This is a genomic window from Coprococcus sp. RTP31081st1_H1_RTP31081_211007, from assembly GCF_040227275.1.
In the GTDB taxonomy this organism is placed as follows: Bacteria; Bacillota; Clostridia; order Lachnospirales; family Lachnospiraceae; genus Coprococcus; species Coprococcus aceti.
On record NZ_JBEHVP010000001.1, the window covers coordinates 629,365 to 647,313 of the forward strand.

Genomic DNA, 17,949 nt, shown 5'->3' on the forward strand with positions numbered 1-17,949 from the left:
CTCTATATATTAAACCTCTGTGAAATCTCCATCTACAACATCGCCATCTGAGTAATCAGGTGTGCCTGCACCTGTTCCTGCGTTTGCTCCAGGACCGTTCTGCTCATAGAGCTTTGAGAACAGGTTCTGTGCGCTCTCCATCAGCTTATCCTTTGCAGCCTTGATCTTATCTACATCTGCATCGCTCATATTCTCTGCATCTGTGCTGTCTATTGCTGCTCTTAAGGAGTCAAGATCTGCCTTTACGCCAGCCTTGTCAGAATCTGAAAGCTTATCTCCTACCTCGCCGAGTGCCTTCTCTGTCTGGAATGCAAGTGCATCTGCCTCATTTCTTGCCTCGATGCCTTCCTTACGCTTCTTATCCTGAGCCTCGTACTCTGCTGCTTCCTTAACTGCTCTATCGATATCATCATCTGAAAGTGATGTTCCTGATGTGATAGTAATGTGCTGCTCTCTTCCTGTTCCGAGATCCTTTGCTGATACATTTACGATACCATTTGCATCGATATCGAATGTAACCTCGATCTGTGGAACTCCACGTCTTGCTGGAGCGATACCATCAAGTCTGAATCTGCCAAGACTCTTGTTGTCCTTTGCGAACTGTCTCTCACCCTGTACTACGTTGATATCAACGGCATCCTGATTATCCTGTGCTGTTGAGAAGATCTGGCTCTTCTTTGTAGGGATTGTTGTATTTCTCTCGATAAGGTGAGTAGCTATACCACCCATTGTCTCGATTGAAAGTGTAAGTGGTGTAACATCCAGAAGAAGGATCTCGCCTGCACCGGCATCTCCGGCAAGCTTACCACCCTGGATACAAGCACCGATAGCAACACACTCATCAGGGTTGATTCCCTTGAATGGCTCCTTACCTGTAAGTCTCTTAACCTCTTCCTGTACTGCTATGATACGGGTTGAACCACCGACAAGAAGTACCTTGTCAAGGTCTGCTGCTGTAAGTCCTGCATCAGCAAGTGCTGTGTTAACAGGGCCCTTTGTTCTGTCTACAAGATCTGCTGTAAGCTCATCGAACTTAGCTCTTGTAAGGTTCATATCGAAATGCTTTGGTCCATCCTGGTTTGCTGTGATGAAAGGAAGGTTGATGTTGGTTGTTGTAGCTGATGACAGCTCCTTCTTTGCCTTCTCTGCTGCTTCCTTTAATCTCTGCATAGCCATCTTATCGCCTGAAAGGTCGATGCCCTCTGCCTTCTTGAATTCATCAAGCATATACTGTGTAATTGCGTTATCGAAGTCATCACCACCGAGCTTGTTATCGCCGGCTGTTGCAAGAACCTCGATGACACCCTCACCGATCTCAATGATAGATACATCGAATGTACCACCACCTAAATCGTAAACCATGATTCTCTGCTCCTGCTCGTTGTCAAGACCATATGAAAGAGCTGCTGCTGTAGGCTCGTTGATGATACGCTTTACATCAAGACCTGCGATCTTACCGGCATCCTTTGTTGCCTGTCTCTGTCCATCTGAGAAGTAAGCAGGAACTGTGATAACTGCCTCTGTAACCTTCTCTCCTAAGTATCCCTCTGCATCTGACTTCAGCTTCTGAAGGATCATTGCTGAAATCTCCTGTGGTGAATACTTCTTGCCATCTATCTCTACTCTGTAATCTGATCCCATGTGACGCTTGATAGATGAAATTGTCTTATCTGCGTTTGTAACTGCCTGACGCTTTGCAGGCTCACCTACTACTCTCTCTCCTGTCTTCAGGAAACCTACTACTGAAGGTGTTGTTCTCATACCCTCTGAGTTAGCTATAACTACAGGCTTACCACCTTCCATAACTGCTACACATGAATTTGTTGTACCTAAGTCAATACCTATAATCTTACCCATTGTCTTTTCCTCCTAGAAAAAAAATTTACAATATTAAGAAATCTCCCACTCCGTGGGTCCTTCTTATGAAGTTTAATTTGCTACCTTTACCATGCTAAATCTGAGCACCTGATCCTTGTACATGTAACCCTTCTGCATCTCTTCAACGATTACATTCTCTTCGTAGTTGTCATCCTCTACATGCATCACTGCATTGTGGAATGTAGGATCAAACTGTTCCCCGGCGCAATCCATAGGCTTTACACCTATGCTTTCCAATGACGTCATAAGCTGCTTATATATATTTGCAACTCCCGACTCGAATGGTCTGTCCTTATCCTCATCAGGAATGGCTGCCATTGCTCTCTCAAAATTGTCTACCACAGGAAGGAGCTTCTCAAGAACTCCCTTTGCACCTATGTCGTACAATTTGCCTGACTCTTTTTCATTTCTCTGGCGGATGTTCTCACACTCCGCAAGAAGTCTTGTGTACTTTGTCTCTGCATCCTTGCAGCGTTCCTTGAGCTTCTCGTTCTCCTCACGGAGAGCCTTGCCTCCACGTCTGTTCTCCTTTGCAACATGCTGTGGCTTTGCAGCCTCTGCCTGCTCCTCCGGAACGTCAACGGTCTCATCGACCTTGACTTCTGACTCAACGCCATCCTTTATCTCTGCTGAAGCATCTCCAACTATGGTCTCGGCTGCTGTCTGCTCTGTCTTAACCTTCTTGTCGGATGCAGTACTGTTATTGCTATCAGCCATTACATATCCTCCTATTCATCGTTATAATCTTATCTGTCTATCCATTGTTGTTAAATATGTCATCAAGCTCTCCGGTGAGTTCCTTGAGCATGCTCACAACTTTCTTGTAATCCATCCTCTTCGGTCCGATTATTCCTATCGTTCCTTTTGCACCCTCCGGCATCTTGTATGTTGCTGTTACAAGGGAGCAGTCCTTCAGGTTTTCATCGCTGTTCTCCTGTCCTATCAGGATCTGTATGTCGCTGTCCTGCTGGATCACATCCTCCACATGTTTTGCAAATTCTTCTTTGTCCTCTATGTCTTCCAGTGTTCCGAGCAGCTTCTCTGCGGATGACGTGTTCGCCAACTCAGGGTACTTGAGTACATTCGTTGCTCCACTGGTATAAACCTTGAGATCATCGGCCTCATGGATCGCCTCCATGATTCCCTGGAATATCGTCTCAAGGATCTCTGCATATTCACCTGCCTGAACCTTCATGGTCTGTATAAGTTCAAGATTGATATCCTGAAGTGCCGCGCCCTGAAGGAAGGTATTTAGCAGAATATTAAATTTTAAAATATCTTCATTCTTCAGGCTGTACGTCGTCTTGATCAGCTTATTCTTGACTATATTGCCATCAACCATGATGACCGCCAGCAATGTGGTCTCATCAACCTGTGACAACTGGATGAACTTTACTGTGTTGTTGTACTGTGGCATCGTAACCAGTGTTGCGTACTGAGTGTTAGTCGCAAGCACCTTTGCCACCTGCTTGAGAAGCTTCTCAAGCTTATCAACTCTCTGCAGCAGATTCTCTCTCTCTGTCTGATTCTCTGCTTTCTCTTCATTCCTGTCTGCCATGATGCTGTCAACATAAAACCTGTAACCTGCATCCGTCGGAACTCTTCCTGCCGATGCATGTGGCTGGCATATAAAACCCATGTCCTCAAGATCTGACATCTCATTTCTTATGGTAGCCGGGCTGACATTCATGTCGGCCAGCTTGGAAATGGTTCTCGATCCAACGGGCTCTCCAGTCTCCAGGTAATTCGAAACGATCGCTTTTAGAATTCTGACTTTTCTCTCGTCAAGTTCCATACTCTCATTCCTTTTTGCTTTTAGTCTTATTAGCACTCAACATATCCGAGTGCTAACCACTAAACATAATCTAACACTGCCGCCCCCTTTTGTCAACAAAATAACGAATGTTTTTGTGTTTTTTTTATGTTTTGAAGGACGGTCGTGCCAGTATTATTCTATTAAGAAGTCCGCCAGGATCGTGTTGCTTACGTCGATGCCTTTTTTTGTGAGGCGGATCAGGCCGTGGTCATCTTCGAGGTGGCCGGTGGACTTGTATTTATCTATGACGGAGCCGTATATGTCGTAGATGGAGTGTCCAAAGTAGTCGTTGAATTTTTCTGCACTCACACCGAATATCATACGCAGGCCGAGGAACATATATTCCTCCATCAGCCTGTCTGCGTCAAGTTCTTCTTCCACATTGCGCATGTGTTCTATTATATCTCTTGCCTTACCCGAATTTGCGACGTGATCTCCGAATGTCATGAGCTCCCTGTGTCTTGCCATGCCGTCTATGTAGTCTTCCAGACTGGATGTGTTGGTGTAGCGTCTGCCGTACAGGAAGGACGCTGCTCCGATTCCGATTCCTATGTATTCCCCGAGGGTCCAGTAGACTATGTTATGTCTGCACTCGTAGCCAGCTTTGGCGTAATTGGATATCTCGTATCTGTGGTAGCCGCCGGTGCCTAAGAGCTTATTTGTTATGTCGTACATCTGCCTGTCCACGTCCTCATCCGGGATCTGTGACAGCAGGTTCTCATCTGCTGCCAGAGGAGTTCCGTCCTCCACTATGAGGCTGTAGGACGATATGTGCTCCGGCTTACACCTTAATACCTTGTCAAGGGTGTCCAGATATGACCTCATGGTCTGTCCCGGTATGTCTGACATCAGGTCTATATTTATATTGCGAAATCCGGCCTCCCTAGCCATGTCAAATGCGGCGAGGAACTGGTCATAATTGTGTATCCTGCCCAGAGCTTCCAGCTCATTTTTCTGTGCGGACTGAAGGCCTATGCTCATCCTGTTTATGCCATTTGCTATATATTCTGCTGCCTTACGGCTGGTCAGGGTGCCCGGATTTACCTCTATGCTTATCTCCGCATCCTCTGCGACATCGAACAGCTTCCTCACCGTCGTCATTACAAGTGTGATCTCGTCCGGCTCCAGTATGGATGGGGTTCCGCCTCCTATGTATATTGTCCTGACCTTGTGGGTCTCCGCCAAATACGAGTAGCTTTTCAGCTCCTCGCACAGGGCTTCGATGTATTTCTCACGGTACACTCCATATCCCGACATGCAGGCTGCCCCCACCGGAAATGACAGGAAGTCGCAGTATGCACATTTCTTCACACAGAATGGGATATGTATGTATATGCTGAGCGGCTTCTTCTCATATGACTCTAAAACTTCGTCATTATTTGCATCGCCGAAATCCCGATCTGAATTTTCGGTATTTATTATATCTATCATTAGTATCCTTCCTTTTTATTTCAAATATCGTCACCGCATGAAAAAAGCCGCTACTAAGAATGCTCCTGTCAGAATGCTCTCATTAACGGCTTTTCTACGATTCTATTATTTCTTATTTGATATAACCGTGTCACTGTGTTCCCGGTCTTTTCTATTCCTCATCAAGCTTCAGGACAGACATAAATGCCTTCTGTGGTATCTCCACATTGCCCACCTGTCTCATTCGCTTCTTTCCTTCCTTCTGCTTTTCAAGGAGCTTTCTCTTTCTGGATATATCTCCGCCGTAGCACTTGGCAAGGACATCCTTTCTCATGGCCTTGACTGTCTCGCGGGCTATTACCTTGCCGCCTATGGCCGCCTGGATCGGGATCTCGAACAGATGTCTCGGGATCTCGTCCTTGAGCTTCTCGCACATCTTTCTGCCCCTTTCATACGCTGTATCCTTGTGTATGATAAATGAGAGTGCATCGACCTCTTCCTTATTGATAAGGATGTCCAGCTTCACAAGCTCTGAGCGGACATAGCCCTTCATCTCATAGTCAAATGAAGCATAGCCCCTTGAACGCGACTTAAGTGCATCAAAGAAATCGTATATGATCTCGTTCAGTGGGAGGTCGTACTTGAGAAGCGCTCTTGTCTCCTCCATGTACTCCATGCTCTTGTACACGCCTCGTCTCTCCTGGCAGAGCTGCATGATGGCACCCACATACTCTGTTGTGACCATGATCTCCGCATCGACAAATGGCTCCTCCATGTACTCTATGGTGGAAGGATCCGGCAGATTCGACGGATTGGTGAGCTCTATCACATTCCCATCTGTGGTATGTACCTTATATACAACGCCTGGCGCTGTGGTTACCAGATCAAGATTGAACTCCCTCTCCAGTCGCTCCTGAACTATCTCAAGGTGAAGCAGTCCAAGGAAACCACATCGGAAACCAAAGCCCAGTGCTATGGATGTCTCCGGCTCAAAGCTGAGCGCCGCATCATTTAACTGAAGTTTCTCAAGGGCATCCCTGAGATCCGGATACTTTGCTCCATCCGCAGGATAGAGTCCGCAGTATACCATAGGCTGTGCCTTCTTGTATCCAGGAAGCGCCTCGTCACATGGCCTGTCCGCCTGTGTGACTGTATCTCCCACTGTGGTATCCTGTACATTCTTAAGGCTGGCTGTTATGTAACCAACCATACCGGCTGACAGCTCATCACATGGGACAAATCTTCCCGCTCCGAATATTCCGACCTCAACCACCTCAGCCTCAGCTCCGGTGGCCATCATCCTTATGGTGGTTCCCTTCTTCACGCAGCCGTCAAATAATCGGCAGAATATGATAACTCCCTTGTAGGAGTCATACAGACTGTCGAATATAAGTGCCTTGAGTGGAGCCTCAGGGTCACCATGCGGTGCCGGCACCTTCTTCACGATCTGTTCAAGCACTTCTTCTATATTAATCCCATTCTTTGCCGATATCCTTGGGGCATCCTGTGCCTCTATTCCAATTACATCCTCGATCTCGTTCACGACCCTCTCCGGATCTGCTGACGGGAGGTCTATCTTGTTGATGACTGGCATGACATCAAGGTCATGATCCAGCGCCAGGTATACATTCGCCAGGGTCTGCGCCTCTATGCCCTGTGCGGCATCAACCACAAGTATGGCTCCCTCACAGGCTGCCAGACTTCGAGATACCTCATAATTGAAATCCACATGTCCCGGAGTGTCTATGAGATTGAATATGTACTCCTGTCCATCATTGGCATTGTACACGATCCTGACACACTGTGCCTTGATGGTGATTCCACGCTCCCTCTCAAGATCCATATTGTCAAGAACCTGATTCTGCATCTCCCTGCTGGTCAGAGTTCCGGTCTTCTCTATGATCCTGTCGGCAAGTGTTGATTTACCGTGATCTATATGCGCTATTATACAGAAATTTCTTATCTTTGACTGGTCTAAATGCTCCATGTTTTCACATCCTTATCTATGTCCCGCGCCTTGTATGTGCAGGCTCTTTTATTCTTATACTTGTCTTACTCGCATTTGACGTTAATATAACATGTATGAGCATATAACTGCAAGTGCCAATATGCCACTTAATCCTCACTTCAGAAGCACCTTTGCAAGCATTGCGGCAAATGGTTCGATGGCGTTGTATTCCTCCTCCACCGTGTTAGTCTGTGCGCCTATCTCTGCCAGCATGGCGTGCGGCATGAGATCCATGTTGTACCGGCTCGTACTTATGTATATCTTGCGCATCATGTCGCCGTAATTTGCCCTGCCCGCCAGATAGGTCTGAAGTGCAAATGCCATGTTGTCGACCTTGTTGTCATTGCTCCAATAGTCCACATCGTTGCCATCCTCGTCACGGCACATACCATTTAACAGCATGATCTGTGCTGTGGGCTTTCCATCCACATCTGTAACCAGATGTGTGTCATCCGGCACACCATCCCTGTGGAGATCTATGATGACCTCTATCTCAGGATTGTCCTTAAGTATCTGTGACACACCTTCCCTCGAATAATCATAGGAAGCGTTCCTGTCAAGAACCCCTGTCATCATGTCATATGCCATGGTGTCGTGGTACACCGGTATGCCATATGTATCCGTGAGTATCTCCGCCAGGCGGTTGCCAAGTCCTATCACCGTGTCGTCAACCTCGCCCGGTCTTGAGTCCGCAAATGCCTCAGAGCCGTGGGTGTGATATATCAGAACCTTGTATCCGCCCGTGTCCATATCCAGCGACAGATCTTTGCCGAGCAGATTTTCCGCATCCAGCTCGTCTTTTTTGACGCACTTAGGGTATGTGGCGTTATAACAATATGAAAGGAGTGTATCTGCGTCCATACCTATATAAGAGCTCGTTATATCCGCCATGGCCGACACTGTCCTGGCATCAGCGGATCTCTGCGCAGCTTCTGTGGTCTCAGTGCTGGCAGGCGCAGAAGTCTCTGAAGTCTCCGCCTGCGATGATGCCTCGCCTTCGGAATCCGCATCCTCCGTCTGGTATGTCCTGCCCTCCTCGCACACCTCCCTGACCTGGGATTCCCAGTAATCCATGTAACAGTACACATCCGGCTCAGCCGCACCGGGGCTGTATATGCTCCCGCCTGCATCTCCTGAAGAGCTGCCATATATCCCACGGTACACCAGCTTCCACACATCATCAGCTATCCCGGTCTTTATCAATATCCCCGCGCACACCAGAATCACCCACGCAAGTATATACACAGTCTTCGTATGAAGCTTTCTGTCCGACATACATTTCCACCCCTTTTGAATATGCTATGGCCTCTGTTATCCATTATTCAAATATATGAGTGTACGTGCCAAATGATTCCCTGTATTTTTCTCTACATCGCTATGGCATTTATCGCCTCAGATATCGTAAAGCTGATGCGGCGCACTAGCTCGTCTATATTTTTCGGGGTCACGAACATATCCGCCATATCCTCGTCCAGAAGATTGCACGCTATCTGGTATCTCTGCTTCTCCGTGAACTCCCTCATGATCCTGCGCCCGTAGGTCTCGTTAAATGCATCAGCCACCTCATCCAGCGAATCGTCTATGATGGATGGAACGGAGATGACTGTCGGAACACCGACTGCGATCACGCGTCTGCCAAGGTTGTCTGAGCTCAGTGTCTTTCTGTTGTTGCCGACACCGGAGCCGGGGCTTATACCTGTATCCGTGAGCTGGATGGTGCATCCGAGTCTCTTGCTGCTTCTGGCCGCCAGGGCGTCTATTGCAACCACGATCTCCACGTCTATCTCATCGCATATTCCCCTGACTATATCCACAGTCTCTATTCCGGTCTGTGCCATGACTCCCGGACATATGGCACTCATGACCAGATCTGGCTTTCCCGGAGTGTCCAGGTGCCTTGTCACATACAGATTGTCTATGACCAGCGGGCCTATGGAATCCGGGGTGACCTGCCTGTTGCCAAGTCCGACCACCAGTATATTTCCCGCATGCCCCATGAGCTCCCTGAGTCTGCCCTCAAGCTCCGCCCTCAGAGGTTCATGTATGGACTCCTCATATTCCTTAAGCTTGGAACACTCTATCGTTATATATTGTCCCTTTGCCTTTCCCAGATTTTTCTCCCCTATCTCATCCAGCACCGTTATGGTGGTGGTCTTGATGCTCCTGTCCTCATTCACCACCGTCTTCACCTTGACCCCTGGCATATTTCTCCTGTCGGCTACATTTTCTCTGAGCTCTATCGCAAGATCCGTACGTATCTCCCTGTTCATATGCGTCCTCCTTACATAACCCATTACATGTATAATAAAATACCCCGGCGGATGCATTTTTATGTATCCGCCGGGGCATTCCACGGTAAATCTTACATTACCTTGCCAAGTATTCTGTTGATCACTTCAGGATATCCGCACACCCTGAGGACAGGTGGCTCCCACTCCAGGGATGCCGTCTGATAAAAGCATGTCGACACACCGACTTCTATTCCGCCCTCCATCTCTGATGATCTTACGATCCTTCCAAATTTCTTCTTGTCCTTAACAAGTCCCCAGGCGGCTTTGTTGATGGTAAATTCCACCACCGGGTAGCCTCCCACATATCCTGTCACCTTTGCGTCGTCCACATATGACAGCTCGTCCTTCCAGTATTCAACCGCTTCGTCTATTGATGCAAACATATATCTTCTCCTGTTTATTCTGCACTTTTTTATATTTATTATGCTTTTGAATCATACCGTTGTCAATTTACTCTTTCTGATTTTTTCGTTCACGTTTATTAATTTTTGTTTTGTTGCAATATTTTTTTCTTTATTATTATACTGTTATTTGATATACTAATTTGAAGTGTATATTAACGGCAGTAGTCTGCCCTTATTTAGAATTTACTTTTACAATTAAATAGCGGGGATCTATCCCCCAGGTTTTAAGGAGGTCTTTTTATGGATTTTACTAAGAAGGGAGCGGTGAAGGCTCAGAAGGAGCTGGTATCCAAGCTTCCAAGAAACCGGCGTAAGCTTAACATTTCTGTGTTTAAGATTATACTGGTGCTGGTGCTCGCCATTGTGATAGTCGGTGTCGGAGCCGGATTTGGAGCCCTCAAGGGTATTCTGGATGATACGCCGAACATCAACGCTGACGCTCTCATACCTAAGGGATACAAGACAACTCTTGTATACCAGAATGGAAAGGAGATCACGACACTTGCCAATTCCAACTCCAACCGAGAGTATGTGTATTACGACTCTATTCCTGAGGATCTTGTGAATGCATTTGTCGCTATAGAGGACAGACGTTTCTGGGAGCACAACGGAATCGATGTACAGGGTATCGCCAGAGCATTTATAAAGGGTCTCAAAAGCGGAGACTTCGATGAGGGTGCTTCCACTCTTACACAGCAGCTTATCAAGAACAACGTGTTCAACGTCGGACTGAATGAGTCAACTTTCCTGGATAAGCTTGAGCGTAAGGTTCAGGAGCAGTACCTGGCTGTGGATATGGAGAAGAAGATCGACAAGAAGTCGATAGTCGAGTATTATCTGAACACCATATATCTCGGAGAAGGCTGCTACGGTGTTGAGACCGCTGCCAAGACTTACTTCGGCAAGGGGCTCAGCCAGTTATCGGTATCTGAGTGTGCCGTGCTCGCAGCAATTCCGCAGAACCCTACCAAATACGATCCTCTCCTGTCGCCTGACGACAACAAGACCAGAAGGACCCAGGTTCTTAAATACATGCTGGATCTTGAGTATATAACACAGGCGCAGTATGACGAGGCTATAAACGATAACGTTTACAAGCGTATCGCTTCCGTATCTAAGAAGGAAGAAAAGCAGCAGAAGACAGAGGTCAACTCCTACTACACTGACGAGGTCATCAAGCAGCTTCAGAATGATCTGGTTGCCAAGGGCTACTCAGAGGACGAGGCAGAGTCACTGATCTGGTCAGGCGGACTCAAGGTCATCGTTTGTCAGGATCCTGAGATCCAGGAGATCGCTGACTCAGTTGTAAATGATACATCCTACTGGCCTGAGCCTGTATATCAGCTCAACTACGCTCTCACCCTTGCGGATAAGGAGACAAAGGTTCAGACGAACTACAGCGTGGAGAATCTTGAGAGCTGGTTCACAGAGCAGGAGGGCTACGACTACAGCGCAAGATATTACAGCGAGGATGATGCCCGTGCAGCGGCTGACGAGTTCAGGGATGCCATGGTTGCCGAGACCGGCGACGAAGTCTTCATGGAGACATTCAAGCTTGTCATACAGCCACAGGTATCATTCACTCTCATGGACCAGAACACCGGTCAGGTCAAGGCACTTGTCGGAGGCCGTGGAGAGAAAACTGAGAACAGATCATTCAACCGTGCAACTGAGGCGACCAGACAGCCTGGTTCTTGCTTCAAGATAGTTGCCACATACCTTCCTGCACTGGACGCGTGCAACATGTCTCTTGCCACCGTATACGATGATGCACCTTACTACTATGAGAATGGTAATCAGGTATTTAACTGGTACGGCGGATACTGGGGACCTAAAACTATAAGATATGCTATCATGGAGTCTATGAATATCATAGCTGTAAAGTGTATCACAGACGTAACTCCACAGCTCGCATATGACTATCTGCTGAAGCTTGGATTTACAACTCTTGTTGAGAGAAAGACAGACAGCGATGGTCTCATCCTGTCAGATATCAACCAGTCACTTGCACTTGGTGGTCTGACAAATGGTATTACCAACCTAGAGATCACAGCTGCATATGCAACCATCGCCAACGGTGGTAATTATATAAAGCCTGTGTTCTACTCAGAGGTTTACGACCATGAAGGCAATATTCTGATAGACAACAGGGAGCCTGAGAAGACACGTGTCATATCAGAGCAGACAGCATGGCTTCTCACAAGTGCCATGCACGACGTTGTAACAGGAGGTACCGGTTCAGGTGCCAACTCTTACACAGGTATGTATACAGCAGGTAAGACAGGTACCACATCAGGAGACTTTGATAACTGGTTCTGTGGTTATAACCCATACTACACAGCTTCTATATGGCTTGGAAATGATGAGAACATCACATACAGCCCTGGTTCTATCAAGTGCTATATGTGGAGAGATATCATGGATCAGGTCATTGAGAAGAAGGGACTTGATACATCGGCTACATTTGAGATGCCGGACGGAATCGTACAGGCCACTGTATGTTCGGATACAGGACTTCTTCCATCGAATGGATGTCCTACCGTAACAGATTACTTTGACGCATCCAAGATTCCTACAAAGTACTGTCCAGGTGTCAAGAAGGTTGTCGTATGTAACGAATCACACATGCTTGCCAACAAGGAATGTCCTGAGACTACAACCTTCATCTACAAGCTGAATGATGATGGTGAATATGTTCTTGAGGGTTACACATGGGATGAATCACTCCTCAAGGAGCACTGTAACATCCACGGCAAGAAGAAGGATACAAAGAAAACTACCAAGGCAACAACGACAACCGAGGATACATCGGAGGATACAACGGATGATACAACAACGGAGGAGCCTACAACGACTGAGGAACCTACAACCGAGGAACCTACGTCAGAGGAACCTACCTCTTCAACAGAGATAACCACAACCGAGGAACCAAGCTCGGATGATTCAACCGATACAACTCAATGACGGAAAGCCCCATCATACAATTCAATGTATGATGGGGCTTTTTATATCATGCCTGTCTTCTATTCTATTTTGTCATCTTCGGCTTGAATATCAACGATGCAATATATCCAAATATCAGTGCGGCCGAGCTTCCAACCGCCGCCATCTGAAAGCCTCCGCGGAACAGTCCGATAAATCCATCCTTATCAACCGCCTCAGTTATGCCCTTCCACAGATTATATCCAAATCCCGTGAGCGGCACCGATGCCCCGCACTGTGCAAATTCCAGAAGCGGCTTGTATATTCCAAGCGCTCCAAGCACAACTCCCGTACAGACGAGTATGACCATTATCCTTCCCGGAAGAAGCTTGGTCTTGTCCATCAATATCTGGGCAAGAACACATATTATTCCGCCAACCACAAACGCTTTTACATAATCCATTTACATCTACTCACCTTTCTTTTCGTGATGCTCTATCATGACCGCATGGGCGATCCCCGGTATGGTCTGCCCCTCGTTATAGCTCACCGTGGAAAGCAGGGCTCCCGTCGGAACAAACAAAACTCTCTTCCACTCCCCGGAGCTCACCTTCTTCAATATATATCCGGCGAGGACGGTCGCCGAGCAGCCACAGCCCGATCCGCCAGAGTGGGTATCCTGTTCCTCGTTTTCAAATATCTCTATACCGCAGTCCATATGATTTGCCGATATATCCACATTGTTCATGCTCAGAAGATCCTCAAGTATCGTCTTGCCGACCTTACCGAGATCACCGGTTATTATCCTGTCGTAGTATGTGGGCTTTATTCCAAAGTCCTGAAGATTCTGATATATAACGGCAGCCGCCGCTGGTGCCATGCACGCTCCCATGTTGAGGGAATCCTTCACACCATAGTCCACTATCTGCCCTGTGGTTACGCCCTGGATACACACATCTGACTCTCTGTCTGACACCACAAAGGCACCACTTCCCGTGACCGTCCAGGTAGCTGACAGGGGACGCTGATTTCCATATTCCAAGGGAAAACGGAACTGCTTCTCCGCACTTCCATAGTGGCTTGACGCCTCCGCAATGACGTTGTCCGCATACCCCGCCGCCACAGTCATGGACGCAAGCGACAGTGCCTCCCCGCACGTCGAGCACGCACCATACAGACCGAACACCGGTATCTCCATATCCTTGATTCCAAATGTCGACGCTATGAGCTGTCCCAGCAGATCCCCGGCAAATATATACCTTATATCCTGCTTGACTATTCCCGCCTTCTGTATGGCAAGGGTCACCGCCTGACGCACCATCTCACTCTCGCCTTCCTCCCAGGAATCTTTGCCAAATGTTGCATCCTCGCTCACTCTGTCAAAATATCTCGCCATGGGGCCGTCTATCTCCTTCGGCCCCGCCACCGCTGCTGCCCCCAGTATATATGGGGGATTGCCAAATTTTATGCTCTGTTTTCCTTTTTTCTCATTCATATCATGCAACTCCCTTATATGGATAAATGTAACTGTTACTATAATTCCCTTATGCACTGCAGATTATAATGGTAGTTTTTGTTAATCTCAGCACTGGACAAATTCATTTATTTGCTTTAACATTACTAAAGTTGCTTTACAAAGAAAAAGGAATGGAGAATCGCCGTGGAATTTACAAAGGAATACTGGGTAAACTGTTTTAGCAGATGTGTCAGATATGCTACGACTTTTTTCAAATGGATAGTTTTTTCACTGATAATGGGAACGATATGCGGGCTTGTCGGAACAGCTTTTCATATATGCGTAGAGTACGCCACCGGCTTCCGTGAGAACAATCATATGATAATATATTTTCTGCCGCTTGCGGGAATCGTGATCGTATTTATATACAGGATCTGTGGAATAAGACATTCCAAGGGAACCAATCTTGTCATCGGTTCCATAAGAAGTGTGGAGGACGAGATTCCTTCCCGTATGGCTCCGCTGATCTTCATATCGACGGTCATTACACACCTCTTTGGAGGTTCATCCGGCCGGGAGGGTGCCGCCCTTCAGATAGGTGGAAGCATCGGTGTCTCTATAGGCAAGCTGTTCAAGCTGGATGACAGCGACAAGCACATACTCACACTGTGCGGTATGAGCGCTGTCTTTTCGGCACTGTTTGGAACGCCAATAACGGCTGCACTTTTCAGTATGGAGGTCATAAGTATCGGCATCCTCTACTACTGCGCATTTGTGCCTTGTCTGTTCTCGTCAGTCATCGCATACGCAATAACGAAAAAGCTTCACGTTGTACACGACCACTACAATATAGCCGGCATGCCGACATCCATGGATGTGCCTTTGGTGATCAAGGTCATCGGTCTGGCTATCCTGTGCGCAGTGCTCAGCAGTCTGTTCTGTATATTCATGAACGTTGTGCACAAGCTTTTCCGCAAATATTTCAAGAACCAGTATGTGCGCGTATTTGCAGGAGGCGTGATGCTCGTCCTGCTCAACATAATACTCAACACCACCGACTACAACGGAACCGGTATGAACATCATCGCCCAGGCGCTCAACGGAGAGGCAAAACCAACGGCTTTCCTTCTCAAGGCGCTGTTCACCGCCATAACAATAGGCTGTGGATTCCGAGGCGGTGAGATCGTTCCATCGTTCTTCGTCGGTGCCACATTTGGATGCGCCATGGGTGGACTCATGGGACTCGACCCGGGCTTTGCCGCTGCCCTCGGAATGGTGTGCTTCTTCTGTGGCGTGGTAAACTGTCCTCTTACATCTCTGTTCCTGAGCATAGAGCTGTTCGGAGCGCACGGAATACTTCTGTTCACCATAGGATGTGCCGTCAGCTACATGCTGTCCGGCTATTACAGCCTGTACAACGAGCAGAAGATCATCTACTCCAAGCTCCGCCCTCACTATGTCAATCTCTACACCAACCAGGAGATAAAGACCAAGGAACCGGGATTCCTGGAAGGCCTTATAAGGATCAGGGAGGACGACTCAGACGACATTGAGGAGTAGCCGGCAGCTACTCTTCCTGAGTATCTTACTCAGACTCAGTCGTCTTCTTATCTGTGTCTGAGCTGTCACTCTTATCTTTGTTCTGATCCTTATCTTTGTCTTTATCTTTGTCTTTATCCTTGTCCTTTGGAAGCTTTCCTACCTTGTACACCTCGTCACGCTTAGAGTACACGCTTATCGCCTCAGGATTGTCCGATATGACATTTCCATCGCCGTCATACACTCTTCTGTAGGACTGCACTGTAAGGCCCTCTATTCCCACTGTGTCAAGCACCTGCTCATCCTTGCCAAGACTCTTGTCCAGCTCATACTTGGTCTCATATGGCTCTGTCTCAACGGTCTCCGTGTAGAGCTCCACGCTGAACGGCTCCGTGATGGTGCCCCATATCGTACATGATGTGGAATATCCATCGTAGCTTGTGCTTATCTTTATCGGGTAATCCGTGTCATTTGTAAATACAAAGTCACATCCGCCCCACGCCACAGTGGCGTCAAGTCCCGCAGGAACATACGATGAAGGGTATGGATGACAATGTCTCTCATCTATCTCGAGATTCGCATACAGGCACGCCATGTACATGGTGGATGACACCTGACATATTCCACCGCCCATGTCCATGACTGACTGTCCGTCAGCATATGATGGGCCCGGAAGGAAGCCTCTCTCCTCGGTGAGCTCTCCGACTCCGAGGTTATATGAAAATGACTCTCCCGGCATGAGTATGGTTCCATCGCAATACTGCGCCGCCAGCTTGACATTTGTCTTTCTGTTCTCTGAACCCTCAACCTCTGTGCTGTATGAACTCATCTCGTCTCTGAACAGCAGCTTCCTGTATTCTTCCGTACTCATATCCGCCGGGGTGTATGTGAGCGGGATGCTCACATCCGTTCCCTTCTTGGCAGATTCAAGGCTCTTCTTTGCCGCCTCCAGATCAAAGTCCACACCGTCCTTGGCCTCAACTACCTCGTAGTTCTTGTCAGGGTCAAGCGTTGGATTCTGCGGCTCACAATGTACCTTTTTGTATACCTCGTCCAGATCCACGTCAGCAGACACGACAGGACATTCCACCACAGTGCCATAGTCTCCTTTTGCTATCTGCTTCTTTATGCGGGTTACCAGCTTGTCTGTGTCTATCCTGTAGCTGCCCTTTCCCTTTGTCACAATGAGGTTCTTGTCCTCTATCCTGTATCCATCCTCTATATCCAGATCGACCTTCATCATATCACTGCTCTCGATGGCGGTCGTTATGATGCCGCTGTCGCCTATATATGGATAAATATCATAGCTGCTTCCAAGTGTCCATGATTCCAGAAGCCCATAGCCTCTTCTCCAGAAGCTGTGTGAGTCATCCTGTATCTTCTGCACAGACTTCTCAGAATCCATATCCAGCGCCGCCGACACATCCAGGGTGTAAGTCTTGTCATCCAGCTTCACCTGTATGCCCACACTGCTGTAATCGCGTCTGAACTGGTCATTTATGCTCTTTGCCGCCTCCGCAGATTTCATTCCGCCAACGTCTAATCCGTTTATGGTGGTCTTTTTGTACAGCTTTCTGTTGCCCACACACGCACATATTAGCGCATAAAATATCACCATGAACACCGCCGTGAGTATCCAGCTTATCACTCTGTATCGCTGCTGTCTCTTCCTCCACTGCTCAGATGCACGCCGTCCTGAACGTCCTGAAGCTCTCTGCCTGTTCTGCACAAGTCTCTTTTCAGTTGTATGTCCGTTTCTTCTTTCGTCTGCCATCTACATTCCCCTCATCCTGTAGAATAGATATTCCTTTGCAAGCTCCGAGTAGAGCTGCTGTACAGTCCACTCCCTGTTGCTCCGTGTCACTACCGACTTCAGCCTTACTGCCGGAAGCCCGGTCTTCTTATACCTTTCAAGAAATATATCAAGTTCTTTGCTGCTCACTCCGTCAAATATGAGCATATCCATACTGAGATCTTCCGTCTGTCCGGTCTCATCTCCACAGCCAGATATGTCAGCCGTGTCGCACAGACTTCCGACCTTCATACCGTAATGCTTTCTCTGAATGTCAACGCACTCCGCACCTATGTCACTGCATATATCCTGTACTGCACTCTTCTGCTCAGGTGCCAGATTGACTGTCATAAGCCTCTTCATATCAGCATTTCTCCTGTCTTTCTTCTTTTGTCCAAATCTATACCCATTATGTTATTTTTTCAAATATTGT

Annotated in this window: 14 protein-coding genes; 2 read left to right on the forward strand and 12 right to left on the reverse strand. The window is 47.7% G+C overall.

The features are described from left to right. Positions 1–9: 9 nt before the first annotated feature. The 8 genes from dnaK to ABUA31_RS02765 form a co-directional block, all read right to left on the reverse strand. Entirely contained in the window at positions 10–1,857 is a 1,848-nt protein-coding gene (gene dnaK, locus ABUA31_RS02730; RefSeq protein WP_015533135.1) for a molecular chaperone DnaK, read from the reverse strand. A gap of 72 nt (positions 1,858–1,929) precedes the next feature. Beyond that, on the reverse strand, positions 1,930–2,595 hold the full coding sequence (grpE, locus tag ABUA31_RS02735) for a nucleotide exchange factor GrpE (RefSeq protein ID WP_015533136.1): 666 nt from the start codon (positions 2,593–2,595) through the stop codon (positions 1,930–1,932). Positions 2,596–2,632: 37 nt separating this feature from the next. Further along, on the reverse strand, positions 2,633–3,673 hold the full coding sequence (gene hrcA, locus ABUA31_RS02740) for a heat-inducible transcriptional repressor HrcA (RefSeq protein ID WP_015533137.1): 1,041 nt from the start codon (positions 3,671–3,673) through the stop codon (positions 2,633–2,635). A gap of 153 nt (positions 3,674–3,826) precedes the next feature. Further along, positions 3,827–5,125 (reverse strand): radical SAM family heme chaperone HemW, encoded by a 1,299-nt coding sequence (hemW, locus tag ABUA31_RS02745; RefSeq protein WP_349818526.1) that lies wholly within the window; start codon positions 5,123–5,125, stop codon positions 3,827–3,829. Positions 5,126–5,276: 151 nt separating this feature from the next. After that, a complete protein-coding gene (gene lepA / locus ABUA31_RS02750; protein WP_022217229.1) occupies positions 5,277–7,091 on the reverse strand; it encodes a translation elongation factor 4 in 1,815 nt (604 codons plus the stop codon). 135 nt (positions 7,092–7,226) lie between these two features. Then, positions 7,227–8,387 carry a stage II sporulation protein P gene (locus ABUA31_RS02755; RefSeq protein WP_349818525.1) on the reverse strand — a complete coding sequence of 387 codons (1,161 nt, stop codon included), beginning with the start codon at positions 8,385–8,387 and terminating at the stop codon, positions 7,227–7,229. Between the two features lie 92 nt (positions 8,388–8,479). After that, positions 8,480–9,382 (reverse strand): GPR endopeptidase, encoded by a 903-nt coding sequence (gpr, locus tag ABUA31_RS02760; RefSeq protein WP_015533141.1) that lies wholly within the window; start codon positions 9,380–9,382, stop codon positions 8,480–8,482. A 92-nt stretch (positions 9,383–9,474) separates the two neighbouring features. Further along, on the reverse strand, positions 9,475–9,786 hold the full coding sequence (locus ABUA31_RS02765; protein WP_015533142.1) for a hypothetical protein: 312 nt from the start codon (positions 9,784–9,786) through the stop codon (positions 9,475–9,477). A 261-nt stretch (positions 9,787–10,047) separates the two neighbouring features. Between ABUA31_RS02765 and ABUA31_RS02770 the strand changes: the two genes are divergently transcribed. Beyond that, positions 10,048–12,771, forward strand: coding sequence for a transglycosylase domain-containing protein (locus tag ABUA31_RS02770; RefSeq protein WP_349818524.1), 2,724 nt, complete (start codon positions 10,048–10,050; stop codon positions 12,769–12,771). Between the two features lie 64 nt (positions 12,772–12,835). Here the strand turns inward: ABUA31_RS02770 and spoVAE are convergent, their stop codons facing one another. Further along, a complete protein-coding gene (gene spoVAE / locus ABUA31_RS02775) occupies positions 12,836–13,192 on the reverse strand; it encodes a stage V sporulation protein AE (protein WP_055144019.1) in 357 nt (118 codons plus the stop codon). A gap of 6 nt (positions 13,193–13,198) precedes the next feature. Further along, positions 13,199–14,224: a stage V sporulation protein AD gene (gene spoVAD, locus ABUA31_RS02780; protein WP_015533144.1), complete on the reverse strand. Its 1,026-nt coding sequence runs from the start codon at positions 14,222–14,224 to the stop codon at positions 13,199–13,201. 165 nt (positions 14,225–14,389) lie between these two features. Here spoVAD and ABUA31_RS02785 point away from each other — a divergent pair, with 165 nt between their 5' ends. Continuing rightward, positions 14,390–15,745: a chloride channel protein gene (locus ABUA31_RS02785; protein ID WP_331473861.1), complete on the forward strand. Its 1,356-nt coding sequence runs from the start codon at positions 14,390–14,392 to the stop codon at positions 15,743–15,745. Positions 15,746–15,770: 25 nt separating this feature from the next. Here ABUA31_RS02785 and ABUA31_RS02790 read toward each other — a convergent pair whose 3' ends face one another. Both ABUA31_RS02790 and ABUA31_RS02795 read right to left on the reverse strand, forming a co-directional pair. Then, a complete protein-coding gene (locus ABUA31_RS02790) occupies positions 15,771–17,498 on the reverse strand; it encodes a VanW family protein (RefSeq protein WP_238050414.1) in 1,728 nt (575 codons plus the stop codon). Then, positions 17,499–17,879, reverse strand: a complete 381-nt coding sequence (locus ABUA31_RS02795; protein WP_015533147.1) for a DUF3783 domain-containing protein — start codon at positions 17,877–17,879, stop codon at positions 17,499–17,501. Positions 17,880–17,949 lie beyond the last annotated feature (70 nt).